This window comes from Afipia dichlorophenoxyacetatis (assembly GCF_055386385.1).
Genome location: NZ_AP029250.1, coordinates 5941072 through 5959066 on the forward strand (window position 1 = coordinate 5941072; position 17995 = coordinate 5959066).

General features: G+C 57.9%; 17 protein-coding genes. 5 read left to right on the top strand and 12 right to left on the bottom strand.

The window, feature by feature from the left end; all coding sequences use genetic code 11:
- Positions 1 to 136 precede the first annotated feature (136 nt).
- Positions 137 to 2467: an arylsulfatase gene (locus tag ACZ5C3_RS27810; protein WP_464034298.1), complete on the top strand. Its 2331-nt coding sequence runs from the start codon at positions 137 to 139 to the stop codon at positions 2465 to 2467.
- 93 nt (positions 2468 to 2560) lie between these two features.
- Here ACZ5C3_RS27810 and ACZ5C3_RS27815 read toward each other — a convergent pair whose 3' ends face one another.
- From ACZ5C3_RS27815 to ACZ5C3_RS27830, 4 genes are all read right to left on the bottom strand, one after another.
- On the bottom strand, positions 2561 to 2836 hold the full coding sequence (locus ACZ5C3_RS27815) for a DUF3551 domain-containing protein (RefSeq protein ID WP_464034299.1): 276 nt from the start codon (positions 2834 to 2836) through the stop codon (positions 2561 to 2563).
- 177 nt (positions 2837 to 3013) lie between these two features.
- Entirely contained in the window at positions 3014 to 5017 is a 2004-nt protein-coding gene (locus ACZ5C3_RS27820) for a HAMP domain-containing methyl-accepting chemotaxis protein (RefSeq protein WP_464034300.1), read from the bottom strand.
- A 218-nt stretch (positions 5018 to 5235) separates the two neighbouring features.
- Positions 5236 to 6441, bottom strand: a complete 1206-nt coding sequence (locus ACZ5C3_RS27825) for a cytochrome P450 (RefSeq protein ID WP_464034301.1) — start codon at positions 6439 to 6441, stop codon at positions 5236 to 5238.
- 113 nt (positions 6442 to 6554) lie between these two features.
- Entirely contained in the window at positions 6555 to 6803 is a 249-nt protein-coding gene (locus ACZ5C3_RS27830) for a hypothetical protein (protein ID WP_464034302.1), read from the bottom strand.
- Positions 6804 to 7054: 251 nt separating this feature from the next.
- Here ACZ5C3_RS27830 and ACZ5C3_RS27835 point away from each other — a divergent pair, with 251 nt between their 5' ends.
- On the top strand, positions 7055 to 7282 hold the full coding sequence (locus ACZ5C3_RS27835; protein WP_464034303.1) for a hypothetical protein: 228 nt from the start codon (positions 7055 to 7057) through the stop codon (positions 7280 to 7282).
- Between the two features lie 67 nt (positions 7283 to 7349).
- Here the strand turns inward: ACZ5C3_RS27835 and ACZ5C3_RS27840 are convergent, their stop codons facing one another.
- From ACZ5C3_RS27840 to ACZ5C3_RS27860, 5 genes are all read right to left on the bottom strand, one after another.
- Positions 7350 to 9644 (bottom strand): xanthine dehydrogenase family protein molybdopterin-binding subunit, encoded by a 2295-nt coding sequence (locus ACZ5C3_RS27840; RefSeq protein ID WP_464034304.1) that lies wholly within the window; start codon positions 9642 to 9644, stop codon positions 7350 to 7352.
- Positions 9641 to 10132 (bottom strand): (2Fe-2S)-binding protein, encoded by a 492-nt coding sequence (locus ACZ5C3_RS27845; RefSeq protein ID WP_464034305.1) that lies wholly within the window; start codon positions 10130 to 10132, stop codon positions 9641 to 9643. The genes ACZ5C3_RS27840 and ACZ5C3_RS27845 overlap by 4 nt, the downstream gene beginning before the upstream one ends.
- A gap of 188 nt (positions 10133 to 10320) precedes the next feature.
- The gene (locus ACZ5C3_RS27850; RefSeq protein ID WP_464034306.1) at positions 10321 to 11250 is read right to left on the bottom strand and encodes a DMT family transporter; all 930 of its coding nucleotides are present in this window, start codon (positions 11248 to 11250) and stop codon (positions 10321 to 10323) included.
- A 93-nt stretch (positions 11251 to 11343) separates the two neighbouring features.
- Positions 11344 to 11688: an AtuA-related protein gene (locus tag ACZ5C3_RS27855; protein WP_464034307.1), complete on the bottom strand. Its 345-nt coding sequence runs from the start codon at positions 11686 to 11688 to the stop codon at positions 11344 to 11346.
- A 3-nt stretch (positions 11689 to 11691) separates the two neighbouring features.
- On the bottom strand, positions 11692 to 13044 hold the full coding sequence (locus tag ACZ5C3_RS27860; RefSeq protein WP_464034308.1) for an acyclic terpene utilization AtuA family protein: 1353 nt from the start codon (positions 13042 to 13044) through the stop codon (positions 11692 to 11694).
- Between the two features lie 67 nt (positions 13045 to 13111).
- Between ACZ5C3_RS27860 and ACZ5C3_RS27865 the strand changes: the two genes are divergently transcribed.
- On the top strand, positions 13112 to 13441 hold the full coding sequence (locus ACZ5C3_RS27865) for a hypothetical protein (RefSeq protein WP_464034309.1): 330 nt from the start codon (positions 13112 to 13114) through the stop codon (positions 13439 to 13441).
- A gap of 69 nt (positions 13442 to 13510) precedes the next feature.
- Positions 13511 to 14182, top strand: coding sequence for a dienelactone hydrolase family protein (locus ACZ5C3_RS27870; RefSeq protein ID WP_464034310.1), 672 nt, complete (start codon positions 13511 to 13513; stop codon positions 14180 to 14182).
- Between the two features lie 28 nt (positions 14183 to 14210).
- Here ACZ5C3_RS27870 and ACZ5C3_RS27875 read toward each other — a convergent pair whose 3' ends face one another.
- The 3 genes from ACZ5C3_RS27875 to ACZ5C3_RS27885 form a co-directional block, all read right to left on the bottom strand.
- Positions 14211 to 14777, bottom strand: coding sequence for a polysaccharide biosynthesis/export family protein (locus ACZ5C3_RS27875; protein WP_464034311.1), 567 nt, complete (start codon positions 14775 to 14777; stop codon positions 14211 to 14213).
- A gap of 104 nt (positions 14778 to 14881) precedes the next feature.
- Positions 14882 to 15538: a peptide-methionine (S)-S-oxide reductase MsrA gene (gene msrA, locus ACZ5C3_RS27880; RefSeq protein WP_464034312.1), complete on the bottom strand. Its 657-nt coding sequence runs from the start codon at positions 15536 to 15538 to the stop codon at positions 14882 to 14884.
- A 318-nt stretch (positions 15539 to 15856) separates the two neighbouring features.
- Positions 15857 to 16174, bottom strand: a complete 318-nt coding sequence (locus ACZ5C3_RS27885; RefSeq protein WP_464034313.1) for a hypothetical protein — start codon at positions 16172 to 16174, stop codon at positions 15857 to 15859.
- 313 nt (positions 16175 to 16487) lie between these two features.
- Between ACZ5C3_RS27885 and rpsT the strand changes: the two genes are divergently transcribed.
- Positions 16488 to 16754 carry a 30S ribosomal protein S20 gene (rpsT, locus tag ACZ5C3_RS27890; protein ID WP_464034314.1) on the top strand — a complete coding sequence of 89 codons (267 nt, stop codon included), beginning with the start codon at positions 16488 to 16490 and terminating at the stop codon, positions 16752 to 16754.
- Positions 16755 to 17995 lie beyond the last annotated feature (1241 nt).

A 17995-nucleotide genomic window follows, 5' to 3' on the forward strand; every position in this document is an offset into this window, starting at 1 on the left:
TGTTCTAAAACTAACACGCAAAGGAGGATCACAGCAGGTGCGGTCAACCTGCAACGAAATGGGGAGCATACCTGCGAACAGAAATACGCCTTGGGGAGCATACGAAGATATCAGCATAACCAAAGGAGTATAAGTTATGGCCAGGAAAGCCTTTCGCGGCGTTATCAAGCTTGATGTCCGCGATTCAAAACCTGATTGGACGCCATTCACTCTCCCCAGAGCCCCCGAAGGATCTCCGAACGTACTAATCATTCTGTATGATGACACAGGGATGGCCGCGTGGTCGCCCTATGGTGGCGCGATCAACATGCCGACACTTCAGCGCCTCGCGGATCGCGGATTGGTTTATTCGCAGTGGCACACGACAGCGTTGTGTTCGCCGACGCGCTCGACATTCCTGACTGGGCGAAATCATCACCTCAATGGCTGCTCATGCATTACCGAAGCAGCGCAGGGATACCCGGGCTGGAGCGGCCGTCTCCCGGCGGAGTGCATGACGATCGGACAGGTTCTGCAAGATTCCGGATGGAGCACGTTCTGGCTTGGAAAGGATCACAATGTTCCGGAACAGGATATCGCGTCCGGCGCCAATCGTAGCGAGTGGCCTCTGCAGAAGGGATTCGATCGCTTCTACGGCTTCCTCGGAGGCGAAACCAATCAATGGTATCCCGATCTCGTCGATGACAACAAGTTTGTCGATCAACCATATAGCCCGGAGGAGGGTTATCACCTCTCCAAGGATCTGATCGACAATGCCATGCATATGATCCGCGACCAAAAGGCGAGCAATCCATCGAAGCCGTGGTTCATGTGGCTGTGCCCTGGCGCCAATCATGCGCCGCATCACGCACCGCAAGAATATATCGACAAGTACAAGGGCCGATTTGACGATGGCTACGAAGCCTATCGCGAATGGGTGTTGCCGCGCATGATTGCTAAAGGGCTCCTGCCCAAGGATACCAAGCTGACGCCCATCAATCCGCTCCCCGGCGAGATCGCAAATCCGGGCGATGCCGTACGTCCCTGGAATTCACTCAATGCGGACGAGAAGAAGCTGTTTGCTCGTATGGCCGAGGTTTACGCGGGGTTCTCGGAATATACAGACGTGCAGATCGGCCGCCTGATCGAATATCTCGAAGAAAGCGGACAACTCGACAACACGATTATTTTCTATTGCTCTGATAATGGAGCATCCGGGGAGGGAAGTCCCAACGGCTCGGTCAACGAAAACAAGTTCTTCAACAACTATCCCGATGAACTGTCCGAGAACCTGAAGTATCTCGACGTTCTCGGAAGCGTAGATACTTACAATCACTATCCGACCGGTTGGGCGGTGGCATTTTCCACGCCGTTCCAGATGTTCAAACGCTATTCGGAATATTCAGGCGGAACATGCTGTCCGCTCGTGATTTCCTGGCCCAAGGGATTCAAAGGAAAGGGCGAGGTGCGCAATCAATATCATCATTCAACGGATATCGTGCCGACCATCCTCGATGTCTGCGGATTGCAGATGCCGAAGGTCTATCGCGGCGTGAAGCAGCATCCCCTCTCTGGTGTATCCATGCGCTACACGTTCACTGCGAAGCCCAGCGCGCCGACGAAAAAGAAGCGCCAGTATTATGCGATGCTCGGCACCCGGGGCATCTGGGAAAAAGGGTGGAAGGCTGCGGCTCTTCATGCGCCCCTCACCGGCAAGGGGCATTTCGACAAAGACGAATGGGAGCTTTATCACGTCGATGCTGACCGCTCCGAGTCTACCAATGTTGCCAAGCGTTATCCCGCCAGGCTGAAAGCCCTTATCAAGGCGTGGTTCGAGGAAGCCAAGAAGAACAATGTATTGCCGCTGGACGACCGCAGCGCTGCAGAACTGCTGGGCGTCGAACGGCCCAGCGAAGAAAAGCCGCGCGAGCGTTATATCTACTATCCGGACACCTCACCGGTCCCGGAGGGCGTGGCCGTCAATGTGCGCGGACGTACATACAAGATCCTGGCGAATATCGAGATCACCGATCCGGATTGCTCAGGCGTCATCTTCGCACATGGATCGCGCTTCGGCGGTCACACGCTCTTCGTCAAGAATATGAAGCTCTACTATGTGTATAATTTCCTCGGCATCAAACCCGAGCAACAATTCGTCTCCGGGGAATTGAAGCCCGGCAAATACACTGTGGGTGTCGAGTTCATTCGCGGCAAGGCCGGGAAACATGGTGAATCGCTCGGCAAGACGACGCTTTACGTCAATGAGAAAATCGCGGCGCAGGGCGACATGAAGACACAACCGGGCAAATTCACCCTCTCCGGCGACGGTCTTTGCATCGGACGCGACAGCGGCGATGCTGTCAGCGAAGAGTACAAGTCACCCGGGACGTTCAAAGGCGGGAAGATCCACTTCGTCGGCGTCACCGTAGAGAAACGGCAATACCTCGATCTGGAAAAACTGGCAGCCAGCGCCTTTGCGGTCGACTAGACAGGCACGGCGTCAACGTACGCAGCGAAAAGCCGCGCGCATAACCGCGCGGCTTTGGTCTCCGCTCAGGGAGGCGATCACATCTGGGTGGGTTCAATAGCGTTGACCGTAAAACCCCTGCCCTCTCGGCGGGCGTCTGCTCGACAGTGCAGGATCGGGTTGCGAAAGCCAGGTGTTCGGCTGGCAATAGCCGCTGGTGCCAGACACGGCAGCCTGACATTGTTCGTACGTGTCATATTTGCAATCGCCGGGACCGCCCTCGCCCCTCCTGCAGAACGGGTAGTCCCTTGCCTGTGCAGTGGTACCATCATATGCCGAAACTGCGGCAATCGCTAATATAGCTAAAACTAAAAGTCGCATGATCATCATCTCCGAAGGCAATAGGACACGCGGATTACGCCACTGCCAGATCCCATATATGTGTGATTGATTGGCTCGAAAGCCTATCCGATCCGCTGAACACGCGCTTAACAACAACGCGACGAAGAAAAGCCCCGGCAATTTGCCGGGGCTTGATTGACTCCAAATTGAGCGATCCGGCGTGCCTTAAGCAGCACGGACGGTGCTGAGAAACTTACCGACCTCGAGCTTGAGGCGATTGCTCTCGCCGGAAAGCGATTGCGCAGCCGACAGCACCTGCGACGAAGCCGATCCCGTTTCAACCGAACCGCGCTGCACATCGGTAATGTTGCTAGACACCTGCATGGTACCCTGTGCCGCCTGCTGAACGTTACGCGAGATCTCTCGCGTCGCCGCTCCCTGCTCCTCGACTGCGGACGCAATCGTTGACGAGATCTCCGACATCCGTCCAATGGTGTCGCCAATCTCCTGGATGGCGCCAACGGATTCCTGCGTCGCTGTCTGGATGCTGGATATCTGCTGACTGATCTCGCCGGTTGCTCTGGCTGTCTGTTCGGCCAATGCTTTCACTTCGGAAGCAACCACCGCAAAGCCGCGCCCTGCGTCGCCTGCACGGGCAGCCTCGATGGTGGCGTTCAACGCCAACAGGTTCGTCTGCCCGGCAATTGTGTTGATCAACTCGACAACATCGCCGATGCGCGCGGCAGCTTTCACCAGTTCACCAACCCGCTCATTTGTCCTGCGAGCCTGTGCCACCGCCTCCTGGGCGATGTTTGCAGACTCGGCAACCTGACGGCTGATCTCGTTTACCGACGATGTCATCTCCTCGGTCGCGGAAGCGACGGATTGGACGTTGGTGGACGCTTCTTCTGACGCAGCCGCGACCAACGTGGTCAATTCCTGGGCACGTGAGGCGCTGCTCGTCAGCGTGCTCGCAGAAGCCTCAAGCTCGGTCGAAGCTGATGACACCGTTTCGACGATCTCGCCGACGGCCTTCTCAAAGACATTTGCGAGCTGATACATATCCCGCTTGCGCTGCTCGGCCGCGATCTGATCCTGCCGCGCCTTGGCTTCAGCTTCAGCGCGCGCCTTTTCCTCCGCCTTGACCTTGAAGCCCTCGACGGCTTGCGCCATGTCGCCGACTTCGTCCTTCCGCTCCAGTCCCGGAAGCACGACGTCGAAATTGCCCTCGGCGAGCTCCTTCATGCCGGATGTCAGGCCCGAGAGCGGACGGATGATGCCCCGTCCAATCAAGAATGCGACAAGGAAACCGACGATCAACGCGGATCCGGCAACAAGCTGCTGCATCGTGACAGTGCCATCGATCCGTTGATTGACGCCGCCGGTGGTACGGGCAAACGCCCCCTCAAGGCTGGTGACGACAGCATCGATCTTATCAATTGCACTCACGATCAAAGGCGTCACGGTCTTGTAATAAATCTCATCGCCCATGATGAGCTTCGCTGACGCTCTCTCAAACCCGCTCGAATAGTTCGCCAATCCGGATTTGATCGACGCCAAGACAGGATCGGCGCCCTGCGGAAGATCGAGTCTTTCCAAATTCGCGATCAGCTCGGAGGCCGACTTGATACTATTCTTGAATATCGTGACGTCCTGCTGGTTGCGCGACACGATAAATCGCCAGTTCGACATCCGGACGCGAAGGAGCTCTGCCTCGAGGGCTGCGACAACTTCCGCTGACGGTGTTCGTCGCGTGGCATCCGTCAATTTCTTGATGTTCGCCGCGAGCCTATCGCCCTCAGCGTACAGCGCCGTTCGATCCGCGATCATCTGCTTGATCGTATCTTCGAGAGCGATCCGCTTGGATTTCAGTTCGCCGATGTCCTGCTGGATACCCTTGTAAGCAACCCGGCGCTCTTCAGCGCGAACTGTCCTGACGGCCGTATCCAGCAAAACGCTGATGTTCGCTAATCGCTTATCTGCATCGGCCAGCGATTCCGCGTTCTGATCGAATGTGTAGCGCAGAATTCCGCGTCGGATCGCATGCAAATCCGTTGCGATGCCACCAGCGCGAATAGCATTCTTGGACTGAATCGTCATGTCATCTACGCTTTCGCGGATCGCCCAAAGCTGCCACACGGCAAACCCAGCAAGCACGACCCCGAACAGGATCAGCACACCGAAACCGCCATAAAGGCGGCCACGGATTCGTAGGTTCAGCGGCAACATGGAATTTTCCCTTGAAAGCAACGTATGAATCAAATCGCGGCCACAGCGGCTTGACCCGTCGTGTGCCATCTACCGATCTTTGGGGTATCGAAAAGACGCCTGAGAAGCGGCGTGAAACCTTGGGGAGGGCGGCAGCCCCCGCAATATCGAATAAACATAGACAATTTTCAGTTAATCGAAGGCGAGCGGCGTTGTGCGGCTATCTGCCACCGATGCTGCTAACTCGCAATTACCGGCAAGCACTCGATCGCCCTCATACCGGGCCGCTTCCGCCATTTGATCTCAGATTCATCGACCGCGAGCTTTAAGCTCGGCCAACGTTTGAATAGCGCCTTCAGCGCACAGCGCCCCTCGATACGCGCAAGCTGGTGGCCGAGGCAAAAATGGATTCCGGTGCCGAACGCCATGTGCCGGTTCGGCTTTCGTTGAATGTCGAGCCGTTCCGGATGCGGGTTGGCTTGCGGATCCATGTTGGCAGCGGCCAACATGACCATGACTTTCTCGCCCTTCTTCAACCGCACACCGCCGAGATCGATGTCCTTGCGCACAAAGCGCGGCTTGGTGAATTGCACGGGCGTGATGAACCGCAGGAATTCCTCAACAGCCAGATCGGCGCGGCTCCAATCTTCCCCCAGCCAATCCCGTAAGCCGGGGTTTATGAGAAGTTCATAAACAGACCCGCTAATCAGATGCGTGGTGGTCTCATGTCCTGCAAACAACAGCAGGAAGACCATGGCGACCATTTCGTCAGGCGTGATCCGTCCACACTCCCTTTCCACACGGACGAGCTCGGCGATCAGCCCTTCACCTCCATGCTTTCGAACTATCTCAATGTGCTGCCGCATATAGCGCTTCATCGCGATGATATTCGGGATCATGCTGAGAAAGCCGAGCGCACCGGAGAGGCGCGTGAAGCCACCAGCCCATGCCGTGAATTTTGATCGATCAGCCATTGGCAACCCGAGCAATTCACAAATCACCGACAGCGGCAACTTGCGCGCATAGTGCTCTACGAGGTCGGCTGGGCGTCCTGTTGCGAACAGCTCATTGGCCAGTTGCTCGCCGATCGCAAGAATATGCGGCTCCATCTCCAGGATGGCCCGACGGCGAAAGGCTTCGTCGACAATGTCTCGCAGCCGCCCATGGTCCGGTTCGTCCATCGCCAGCATATTGTTGGCCAACGTGCGCAGGACGCCGGGCATCCACCACTGGAAGCCAGCGACATTGCCGTCATCCCTGCGGATGGTGAATGTCTCACTGTCCTTTAGAACCCGATCAGCCAGCGCCTGTGTTGTCGTGGTCCAGACTTTACCGACGATCGGAAACCGGACTTCAACGACAGGGCCCGCTGCGCGCAACTTTTCCAACGCGGCAACTGGATTGCGAAAGTAATCTTGGCTCGAGAAATCTGCGTGGAACGTCACGAATAGCTCCTTCCGAACCGCGAAAGGCGAGGCTCCATATTTATGGATCAGGACGCCCAAAAGAAAAGGCCCCAGGACGGGGCCTTTTCAGTGAGGTCATTCAACATCACAAGTTAGTGGCCGCTGCCACCTTCATTCGTTCCCTGACCACCTGTTTGCTTGGCGCCCGATTTATGCATCGCGCTGCCCGTGGTCTTACCGGTATGTTCCTTCTTCATGTGACGTTCACCGCTTGGCGACATCGTCGTCGTGCCACCCGATTTCGCACTGGGCGCACCGCCTTGGCCTTCATTGGTCTGCGCAACTGCGCCAGTTGCTGACAGCGCCAACGCACAGGCGCCGGCAAGCAAGATTTTCTTCATGAGTTTCTCTCCTTTCGAGACAACAGGCGGCAAACTCCGAAGCCTCCAGATACGTTCCCTTTTTGTTGATCACATCATGCGTGAAGTCTCACACAGTGATTTGAACCACAGTTTTGACAACGAATGGACGCTAGTGTGGTGGTTCAGAAACTCATCCGATTTCCCGCGCGTGCTTCCGGCGAACTTCTGAACCTAAAAATTCTTCCGCGTGAAATCGCAAGCCTGTGCGAACTTCGGAATCGGACCACTAGATGCGCAAAGTGATCGAATTTGACGACGAGACTTATCAAGCGCTCGTACAACTTGGCCGCGATCGGATGGCAACGCTGCAAGAACTTGCGGATGAAGCGTTTGCCGACGTGCTCAAGAAACACGGCGTGCCGATTGATCTCAAGGATGCGTTGCGGAAAAGCGCGGGCACCCTCAAGCCGGCTCGAACCAAGACAACGACGAAACGCCCCGCAAAACGCCGTGAATAGGATGTGATCACGAAACAGCCGGAGACATCATATCAATGCCTCCGGCTGTATCAGATACGTGCCTCGTTTATGCCCTTCGCATATTCGCTTTCACAGCATCCGCGGTGATCGGCAACGCGCGAACGCGGGCGCCGACCGCGTTGTAGATCGCATTTGCAAGCGCCGGGGCCACAACGGTGACCGCCGGTTCACCCACACCACGTGGCGCATCACCATTGGCGATGACGGCAACCGCCACTTCCGGCATTTGGCTCATCCGCAGCGGTGTGTAGGTGTCGAAGTTGGTCTGCTCGATGGCGCCGTCTTTCATGGTCGCCTTCTCATACATCGCCAGCGAAAGCCCCCAAAGAGCAGCGCCCTCAACCTGAGCACGAATGCCGTCGGGATTGACCTGGGTGCCGACGTCGGTCGCCACCGTCAACTTCTTCACCTTGACCTCGCCGCTGTCATCGACCGCGACATGGGCAACACAAGCCGTCCAGCTTGCGGTCGCACGCTCCTGCGATGAGACACAAGCTACGCCCATGCCTTCGCCTTTGGACAGCTTCTTGGTGCCGTAACCTGCGAGGCCCATCGCCGCGAGCAATGTATTACGCAGCCGCTGCGCGCCACCATCATTTTGACCTGCGCCGTCGAGCATGCTGATGCGGAATTGCGCCGGATCTTTTCCGGCCGCGACCGCGAGCTCATCAATCATGCTTTCCACGGCCCAGAAGGTCCAGCCCGGCGCCACAGAGCGTAGTTGCCCCGATGGCGTGGCCGATTGCGCGAGTTCGTTGAGGATCGCGCGCACATTATGGTTGGGCACGGAATAGAAGAAATCCGCGCCGTTGACTGTGAACGCATCGAGCGCACCCTTCTTGTCGACCGAAGGAGACAGGAAATCGGGAATGCCCCAGCGCTTGGTGGGCCAGGCACTGACGACATCGTGGTTCAACGCAACCAGCTTGCCGTCATTGTCGAGCCCGGCCTTGATCTTCTGGAATGTCAGCGGGCGCGAGAAGTCCATGGTGGTGTCGTCTTCACGCGAATAGATCACCTTCACGGGCTTTCCGACCGCTTGGGCCGCCAGCACTGCCGGCACCATCATGTCGGCATCGAGCCGCCGGCCGAAGCCGCCGCCGAGCCAAGCCTGATGCATCACGATGAACTTGGGATCGACGCCGAGCGCTGCCGCGGCGATCGCCCCCGTTCGAGTCGCGAACTGATTGCCGGAGTAAAGGTGCCAGATGTCACCCTGCTTCTGCGCCGTGGCATTCATCGGCTCCAGCGGCGCATGGATGTTGATGCTAGTGGTGTATTCCGCCTCCATTACTTTGGCGGCTTTGCCGAGAGCTTCCGAGGCGTCGCCGGTTTTAACAAAGAACAGGCCGGAATTGCTGTCCGCCTGCAATCGCCGGGCTTCTTGCAGCAAGGTCTCGCTGGACACGTTGGCATTCGGCCCCTTGTCGTATGTGACCTTCAGGGCATCAGCCGCCTTCCGCGCCGCCTGATAAGTGTTGGCCACCGCCACCACCCAGCCGGTCGTCGTCTTGGTCTTATCCTCAAGCACCACGGCCTTGATGAAGCCAGGCACCTTCTTCGCTGCAGCATCATCCACGGACTTCACGGTCGCGCCGTAACGCACCGGCGGCATGACGATCTTGCCGTAGACCATCCCCGGCAGCATTGTGTCGATGCCGTACTTCGCGGTGCCATTGGTTTTCGCCGGGATGTCGAGCTGCGGCACCGATACGCCGACCAGCGTGTATTTGTCCGGCGTCTTGAGCGTGATGGACTTCAGTTCGTCAGGCGAAAATGTCTTCTTCGCCTTGCCACTTTTGACGATATCCGCGAACGTCGCCGACTTTTTCGATTTCGAATGAGAAATCGTCGAATCGCGCACCGTGAGTTCGCCCGCGGGAACATTCATCATCGCGGCCGCGGCTTCGGTCAATGCGATACGGCCGGCCGCGCCGGCACGGCTCATCGCATCAAAGTTCATCATCGTGCTCCAGCTTCCGCCGGTAATCTGGGCCTTGAGCACCGGATCATCGTATTTCGGATCGTTGGAGGCGAGTTGAACGCGCATATCCTTCCAGGATGCGCCAAGCTCTTCGGCGACAAGCTGCGCCATGGTGGAGGCGATGTGCTGCCCCATGTCGGCCTTGCCACATGTGACGGTTACAAGCCCGTCAGGGCCGATCGAATACCAGACGCTTGGGTCGAAGCTGCCAGGTGCGGCAAGCGCTTGATCTCGTCCAAGCAGGCCGGGGATTGATGCATAGCCGAGCGCAAGTCCTGCGGTCGCGGCACCAACGATAAAGGAGCGACGATTGAGCTCGACCGGTTCGGAACTCGCGATTGTCGTGTGCGTATTCATGTCGCCCTCCGATCAGCAGGGGCGTTCGACGCCGTGCGCATATCCGTAGCGGCGCGCATGATAGCCTTTTGGATGCGCGAATACGTCATGCAGCGGCACAGGTTGCCGTCCATGTGCGCGACCACTTCCTCTTTCGTCGGATTGGTGTTCTTGGCGAGCAGCGAAGCCGCCTGCATGATCTGGCCTGACTGGCAGTAACCGCATTGCGGCACCTGCTCTGCAATCCAGGCCTTCTGCAAGGGATGATCGCCCTTGGCGCTCAATCCTTCGATGGTGGTGATTTTCTTGCCGGCAACGTCGCTCAGAGCCGTTTGGCACGAGCGCACAGCTTCGCCGTTGACATGAACCGTGCATGCGCCGCACAAGCCCGCGCCGCAGCCAAATTTCGTTCCGGTCATCTGCAATTGTTCGCGGATGACCCAGAGCAGCGGCGTGTCTCCCGCCGCGTCGACGGACATATTCCGCCCGTTAATGCTGAGAGTAGGCATCACTTTGATTCCCTGCCGGTGCACGACATCGCTTACGGCGATGACTCACGACGAGGAGGCTATCCGGCACGCACCGGTGGATGCCGAACCACGCGAGCATGGTCGGGTTTGCAACGGCAGGCAACAAAATTAGAATGGATCAAAAAAGAAATCGGCCTTATCGGCAGCATTGTGCAACGCGACAGCGATCACCGTTGCGCCGATTTTGCCACGGCTTTGCGTGACGGAATGGTCATGGCGGCAATACCGACAATGACGCAGATCAATCCGATCAACGCGGTGGACGACAGGGACTCACCGAGAAAGATAACGCCGAGTGCAACGCCGATCGGCACCCGCAAATAGGCTTGTGCCGTGGCACCAACCGAGCCCAGGGTCTGGATCAGCTTGAAATAAATCACGAAGGCGAGCGCCGTCGAAAACACCGCAAGGCCGACCAAGGCCAAAGTCGAATTCATGGAAGGCGACAGCGTCCAGGGATGATCAACCACGAGGCTTAGGGGCACGAGCAACATCGCACCGCAAATCATCGATCCTGCTGCCGGCACGATTGAATCGAGCCCGTTGAAATTCCGGCCAAACAGCGCCGCCGCACCAAAGCTCACCGCCGACAACACAAGCGCGAGCTGCGCAAACAGCTGCTGTCCCAGTCCGCCGAGTGCGTTGACCCCAACCACGAGGCAGATGCCCGCCAAGCCGGCTACCACGCCGAGTGATTGGCGCAGGGTTGGCCGTTCATGGCGAACAAATAGCACGGCCAGCAGGAAGGCGAAGATCGGCGCATTCGAGCCAAGAATGGTCGCTAGGCCTGCATCGACGTGGCGTTCTGCCCACGCGATCATTGTGAACGGCACAACACTGTTGAGGCATGCCTGAATCATGAAGCGCCACCACACGGCAGGATCTCGCGGCATCTTGATACCGCGCATCTGCATCACCAGCAGCAGAACGCCACCGGCAATCAAGGTGCGGGCCGCGATCAGCGTCACCGGCGGAATGGTCGCAACACCAATCTTGATGAACGTGTAGGAGGCGCCCCACAACGTCGCCAGCATCAGCAACAGAGCAAGATTGGCCGCATAATGGGGACGTTGCCGGGCTTCGATGGCGATGGTCATGAGGTTGCCGTGGTATCCGATATCTCCGGCAACATTGCCATGCCGCCTGACGTCAGTGTTTCGATCGGGATCGAAGTTTATCCCGCTTTGAAGTTATCCGCCTTGCAGCAGATTGCCGTATTGTTCGGGGACCTCGATCTCAAAGCCGAGGATCGCCGCCGACAACGCCTTTCCGTAATTGTCGAGGCTGAGGCTGCGCGAAACACCGCCGCCGAGTGCGCCTTCCGCCACAAAATTCAATGCGGCGAGATTGTCGACCTCATAGCGCGTCACGTTGCCTTTGATGGCGCCGCGGTAGAAGGCCTTGAAGTGCTCCGCGGTCAGCTGCGCCTTGAGCAATGGATAGAATTCATCGCGATAGGCGATCACCGAGATATTCGATGTGTTGCCCTTGTCGCCGGACCTGACGTGAGCCACCCGTTCGAGTTTGACCTGCATCGCTCAGCTCTCATACCAGGTGATAGTGGGCGGTACTGCTTCGCGTGGAACCAAGCTTGACCAGACGCCGATGATCTCGCGGGTCCGGTCCTGATGCGGCACGCGCTTGCCGGTCATGGCGACGCCCGAGACCGCCATTCCATCGATCTCACGGCCAACCTTCAACGCCTCTTCCCGCGTTTTCGTGCGGGCCGCGACACGCACCGCGACCTCATAAGGCTCGGGCGTATCAGGCGGGCTGGCCTCGCCGTGAATGGCGTTCAGACCAACGAAATCAATCCGCAGATCATCAGCCTTCAAATCGACGATGCGAAAGCGCTCTTCCAGAACGGTCTTGGCAAGCCGCGCACGACGCAAGGCGCCGGGGCCCGCATAGAAGAACATGTCCTCGCCAATGAAGCCTTCCATGCAGCCCATGGAGACTTTCAAGGTCGGTGTTCGCGGCTTGCCACCGATATTGCGGACCCGCATCCGATCGGGACCGGCCTCTTCCAGCACTGCCGTGGTGAAATCAACCACCACATCAGGCGTGATGTAGTTCGCCGGATCATGGACCTCGTAGAGCATCTGCTCCTTCATGGTCATCGCATTGATTGCACCGCCGGTGCCGGCGACCTTGGTGATCACTGCGCTGCCATCGGACTCCACTTCGGCGATGGGGAACGCCAGATCCCACGGTGAGGGCACGTCCTTGAATCCGGGATCGGCGAAATAGCCGCCCGTGACTTGGGCGCCGCACTCCAGCAGATGACCGAGACCACTGCCAGCACCGAGCCTCACCGCGTCATCCGCGCGCCAGCCAAATTCATGCATCATCGGCGCCAGGAACAGAGACGGATCCGCCACGCGTCCGGTGATCACGATATCCGCACCGTCACGCAACGCTTCAACGATCGGCTCTGCCCCGAGATAAGCTTCCGCCGAAATCAGATCCGATGCGATCGAACTGACGGGCTTGCCGTTCTCCAGAATCGTACCACCCAGCTTTGCCATACGGTCCGTGATCAGGCTGCCTGAAACTGCCGCCACTTTCTTGCCCCGGGCATTGGCATCGCGCAGTAACTCGACAATGCGTCGCGCGGCTCCGTCCGGATTGATCCAGCCCTGATTGCTGATGATCTTGGTGCCCCGCTTCAGACAGCCCGGCAACACGGCCTTCATACGATCGTCGAGATAGGTGTCGTATCCTGGAAAGGACGGATCGCGCCGCTTGCGGACCTGCGCCGCCGAAACCGTGGCTTCGGCCATTGTTTCAAAACAGAGATAATCGAGATCGCCGCGCTCGGCGTTGAGTTTTGCCGGCTCGATGCGGTCTCCCCACCACGCCGATCCAGCACCTATTCGCAATGCCGACAAAAAGTTGATCCTTCTTTCCGAGGCTTGAGACTTGCCTTGTCAGGCAAAACCGACGAGAAATCCGTGCATGAAACTAGTTGTGTTCGCTTCACTTGTCGCCCTCGGTCTTGCGCATACGCCTGTGCGCGCAGAGCGGTTGCCTCCATCCCCTTTCACCACGACACTGTCCAATACAACGCCGTTGGTGTTCGGCATGAGCACGACGGACGCAGAAGCTGCGCTCGGGCAGCCCCTGACTTACGTCAAAGGCAAGCCCGGCAATGAGATCTTTCGGGTTATCCGTAACGTCGGTGGCAGCCGCTGGTCATACCGCGACGATGCGCTTTATCTGCTCTTCCGCGGCGGCCGCCTCACCGGCTGGAAAGGCGACTGGAGCCACAACTGGATGTGGCGGTAAGCGCGCGCTCGTAAAGCGCCCTGGGGTATTACGAGCAATTCACGTCCATCATATGGAAGGACCGTCCGCATGGGACAGAACATCACTTTGACCGCATCCGACGGCTTCAAGCTCGGGGCCTACCGCGCCGATCCGGCTATCTCTCCGAAGGGCGCGATCGTTGTCATTCAGGAAATCTTCGGCGTGAATTCGCATATCCGCAATGTGTGTGATCGCCTGGCAAATGAAGGCTATGTCGCCATTGCGCCTGCGATCTTCGATCGCATCGAGCCCAACTTCCAATCCGGCTATTCACCAGACGAAGTGGCCGTCGCTCGCAAATTTGTCGCCAATCCCGACTGGGCCGCCATGCTGCGCGATACGCAGGCCGCGATTGACGTGGCGAAGGGCAGCGGACCGGTCGGTATTATCGGTTTTTGCCTTGGCGGCAGCGTCGCCTATGCCGCGGCGACCAAGCTGACAGGCCTGAAGGCTGCGGTCGGCTATTACGGTGGCGCCGCCGTGCGCTTCGCGGACGACAAGCCGACGGTGCCGACGCAGCTCCATTTTGGTGAAAAGGACAGTGGTATTCCGCTTACCGATGTCGAAACGATCAAGACCAAGCGGCCGGACGTGGAGATCTTCATCTATCCCGGCGCACAGCACGGTTTCGGCTGCGACGAGCGCGCGAGCTATGAAAAGGCAAGCTCCGATCTCGCCTGGCAGCGCAGTCTCGCGTTCTTCGCTGCGCATTTGAAGTAGAAGCAGGCGTCAGGATCGAAGGTGGCTTTTAGAACCACCGTTCACCAATCACGACGGTGTCGCCGGGTTTGAGATAAGTGACCGGCGGCACCGTGGCGCGCTGGGTGCCAGCCCCACCGGTGCGCGTGAGCTCCATCGAACCACGTTGAGCCCGCGGCGTGAACCCGCCCGCGATGGCCACCGCGCTCTCGATCGTCATGTTCGGCACATAAGGATACTGGCCGGGGGCCGCGACTTCGCCGAGGATAAAGAAGGGACGATAGGCTTCGACCTCCGCGGCCACATGAGGTTCACGAAGATATTTTGTCTTCAGTCGCGCCGTCACTGCGGCCGCCAGTTCTGCAGGCGTCAAACCGCGTGCGCCGACCGCACCGATCAGCGGCATGGTGATCGCCCCGCCAGCATCGACTGTGTATGTGTTGGTGAGACCTTCCTGTCCGTAGACGACGATCCGCAACCGATCGCCCGCATCCAGTCGATACGGCTCATCGACGGCCGCATAGGCGGACGTGATCGGCTCAGCCGAACGCATGCAACCCGACACCACGACGGTACAAAGAAGGAGAGCGATCAGCGGTAATCGAGACGCGCGCATGAAACGCTCCGGGCCTGCTCTCGTGTAAGAAACAGGCCCGGTTTGCAGTTGGTATGGTTAAGAAAGGGTAACCAGCCGCTGAGTTCCAACAGGAACTCAGGCATTTAGGCATTGACGCCTACTCCGATCGGGCACGACACACCGGTGCCGCCCAGACCACAGTAGCCGCCTGGATTCTTCGCCAGATACTGCTGGTGATAATCCTCGGCAAAGTAGAACTCGCCGGCCGGTGCGATCTCGGTGGTGATCGCATCATATCCCTTTGCAGCAAGCGCCTTGCCGTAAGCCGCTTTCGACGCCAGTGCAGTCTTCATCTGAGCATCGCTCGTGGTGTAGATCGCAGAACGATACTGCGTACCGATATCGTTGCCCTGGCGCATGCCCTGCGTTGGGTTGTGGCTTTCCCAGAACGTCTTCAGCAAGTCGTCGTAAGAAACTTCCTTCGGGTCGAAGACCACCAGCACAGCTTCGGTGTGGCCGGTGCGGCCCGAGCACGTCTCTTCATAAGTGGGATTTGGCGTCGAGCCGCCGGCATAGCCGACCGCCGTGACGTAGACACCATCACCGAGCTCCCAGAACTTGCGCTCTGCTCCCCAAAAACAGCCAAGACCAAAGACCGCTGTCTCAAGGCCCTCGGGATAAGGCCCTTTGAGCGGGTGGCCATTGACGAAGTGAGTTTTCGCGGTGGGAAGCGGGGCAGCACGGCCCGGCAACGCATCTGCTGCAGTCGGGATCTCAAGAGATTTGCGCATAAAGAACATCGCTCAATTCCTCCGTGGATCACTTATATATGTATCTACGCGAGATACGGCAGGATGTTACGCCTGCGTCGCGCCATCATATGTCCGGCATCGCCTCTTGAAATCGAAACGAACGTTGTCGGCGCACGAGGCGGGATGCGAATGTTAGAATCGGGCCACTAGTACCGCCGATTTGAAGTCCCTGTATCAGTTGCGGCGATCTCTTCCAGGGACTTCAAATCGAAGGCGGTACTAGAATCATAGGGTTGCTAGTACCCTTTGCTTTCCGAAGTTCGCAAAGTGGTTGCTGCGAGTATCACGAACTTCGGAAAGCGGGTACTAGTACCGCGAGTAGCCGATCAGCGGCTTGCCCGGACGGAATAGCAGCATCAGCAGAATACCCAAGATCCCCATCACTGCCCAAGCCGGCTGGTTGAGGAGCACTTTGATGACTGCATTCCATAAGAGCGGCGAGAAGCTCTCGACCATACTCTGCACGGCATGCTGACTGCCCTGATTGATGTCGTTCCACAATTCGCCGACCCGCGTCAGCCGCAGGGTCTGATCGGCGATCGAGCGCGCACCGTCATAGACCAGGGCAAGGAACCCAAGGACCAGCAATACCAGTCCGATCAATCGAAAGAACCCGCGGATCATCTCCCACCCCATCCAAGGCCGGCTACGGCTCCCCAGCCGTCCGGCAGCCCCGCCATACCGCCCCGATTAGCTAAATTCAACGGTAACCGGGGCCTAAAGCCCCTTCTGGGGGCCGAATCAGGCCTGGAAATCGTTGACGCTGCAAACAGGTATCCTTATAACAGCCCTCGACTGGCGGTGGGCGCAATCCTGCCGCCGCTGTTCTTTGAGAAGAACTTTTTCAAGAACATCCAGATTTTCACCCATCATCGGCCGAACGGTCGATATCGATCAGTGTGGCGGCCTAAGCCGCAGCCTGAAGGACCGAGAGCACATGGCCAATACCACCTCTGCGAAGAAGGCGACGCGCAAGATTGCCCGCCGTACCCTGATCAACAAGTCGCGTCGCACGCAAATGCGCGGCGCTGTTCGTACCGTTGAAGACGCCATCCAGAAGGGCGATCGCAACGCGGCACTCGAAGCGATGAAGCGCGCAGAGCCCGAACTGATGCAGGCGGCTCAGTGCAACATCATTCACAAGAACAACGCGAGCCGGAAGGTGTCGCGCCTGACGCATGCCATCGCCAAGCTTGCGCAGTGATCTGACTGATCAAGTCGCTGATCAAGACAAAAGCATCTCTGGAAGCCCGGCGCCTGCGCCGGGCTTTTTCTTTTCGAGCCGACGCTCATCATGTCGCGCCATCATCAGCGTAGCTGACGATTGACGACGCGGCTCACGTCACATCGTCGCACTTGATGCTGATCTCAGTCGATCAAAACGCGATGCTGAAAGCGTCTGCGGTAACCATGCGGCCCTTCTCTCGCCGCCATCCAACGTCAGAACGCTTGACGTATCGACGATGTGTCTCGCACTCGCACATCGATTCGGCGCGCGATGTTTGAAAACGCAACGGACAATGATGTTTGCGAATTGCAAGCCCGTATTGATACGGAAGCCGTGGATGGCGCGGGAGTTACCCTGTTTCGTTGAACAAAAAAATGCACGACTCGTTAGCCACTTATCGGCATAGCGACGCACACCACTTTCAAAACGTGGTCGCGCCCGGATCAAACATAAACAATTTATGAATTTCTTTTGTGGGAGCGGCGCGTATGTGACAGTTGTCCAACGTTACGAATCTCTGCGCAGATTCAAAACCTTGCTGTTCTGCCACACCGCACAACGCGTTTCGCATTGCGAGCAAATCGAAACACACGCACTCGATGCAAAATCAATTTCATTGCGAGTGGCGGCGCCTCGTGTATTTCTTATTCCGTCGCGCCACCTGCGGCTCTTCTGATCAGCGCGGTCTGAGAACTGGGGTGGGCGTGCAAGTAAAACATAGTCTGCACGTTAGCGACGCTTTCCAAGCGATGGGTCGGGTTTAACCTCACGTGGTTTGTGAGATCGGCTTGCCGTGCGAAATTTCTCCGGTCGTGGATTTCCGGTTTACGGACACGACAGCAACAAAGGGGAAGGCGCACGGAGATAGAGGACCGGTCACTTGGACGGTGGAATGTTGAAGGACGGGGTTGGGTAGTAGACGGGCGGCACTGCAAACCTGAACAGTGAATTGTTCGGGATGCGAAAATTGAATTTTTGACACATCAACACGACAGCAACTTGTCGCGGTTTCCTACGCGACAGGAGGGGGAGCTTTTATGTCCATCAAACAGAAGCAGCCAGAAAATCTAAAAACATTTTCGATCGGCAATCCCATTTCAAAGACATCTTGCGCGCCCACCGCTTCCTGCGCGCCATCCGCGTCTAACGGCTTTCCGCCTCATAGTACGCGCTAGCCCCACCGCGTTTCCTTTCGAGTTCCAGCAGTCTCGACGGCA

Bases quoted from the DNA above. Each gene is read 5' to 3' on its own strand.
- ACZ5C3_RS27830 (WP_464034302.1), bottom strand. From the start codon at position 6,803: ATGAAGAAAATCTTGCTTGCCGGCGCCTGTGCGTTGGCGCTGTCAGCA.
- ACZ5C3_RS27870 (WP_464034310.1), top strand. From the start codon at position 13,511: ATGGGACAGAACATCACTTTGACCGCATCCGACGGCTTCAAGCTCGGG.
- ACZ5C3_RS27840 (WP_464034304.1), bottom strand. From the start codon at position 9,644: ATGAATACGCACACGACAATCGCGAGTTCCGAACCGGTCGAGCTCAAT.
- ACZ5C3_RS27865 (WP_464034309.1), top strand. From the start codon at position 13,112: ATGAAACTAGTTGTGTTCGCTTCACTTGTCGCCCTCGGTCTTGCGCAT.
- ACZ5C3_RS27835 (WP_464034303.1), top strand. From the start codon at position 7,055: ATGCGCAAAGTGATCGAATTTGACGACGAGACTTATCAAGCGCTCGTA.
- ACZ5C3_RS27850 (WP_464034306.1), bottom strand. From the start codon at position 11,250: ATGACCATCGCCATCGAAGCCCGGCAACGTCCCCATTATGCGGCCAAT.
- rpsT (WP_464034314.1), top strand. From the start codon at position 16,488: ATGGCCAATACCACCTCTGCGAAGAAGGCGACGCGCAAGATTGCCCGC.
- ACZ5C3_RS27810 (WP_464034298.1), top strand. From the start codon at position 137: ATGGCCAGGAAAGCCTTTCGCGGCGTTATCAAGCTTGATGTCCGCGAT.
- ACZ5C3_RS27845 (WP_464034305.1), bottom strand. From the start codon at position 10,132: ATGCCTACTCTCAGCATTAACGGGCGGAATATGTCCGTCGACGCGGCG.
- ACZ5C3_RS27820 (WP_464034300.1), bottom strand. From the start codon at position 5,017: ATGTTGCCGCTGAACCTACGAATCCGTGGCCGCCTTTATGGCGGTTTC.
- ACZ5C3_RS27855 (WP_464034307.1), bottom strand. From the start codon at position 11,688: ATGCAGGTCAAACTCGAACGGGTGGCTCACGTCAGGTCCGGCGACAAG.
- ACZ5C3_RS27875 (WP_464034311.1), bottom strand. From the start codon at position 14,777: ATGCGCGCGTCTCGATTACCGCTGATCGCTCTCCTTCTTTGTACCGTC.
- ACZ5C3_RS27885 (WP_464034313.1), bottom strand. From the start codon at position 16,174: ATGATCCGCGGGTTCTTTCGATTGATCGGACTGGTATTGCTGGTCCTT.
- msrA (WP_464034312.1), bottom strand. From the start codon at position 15,538: ATGTTCTTTATGCGCAAATCTCTTGAGATCCCGACTGCAGCAGATGCG.
- ACZ5C3_RS27815 (WP_464034299.1), bottom strand. From the start codon at position 2,836: ATGATGATCATGCGACTTTTAGTTTTAGCTATATTAGCGATTGCCGCA.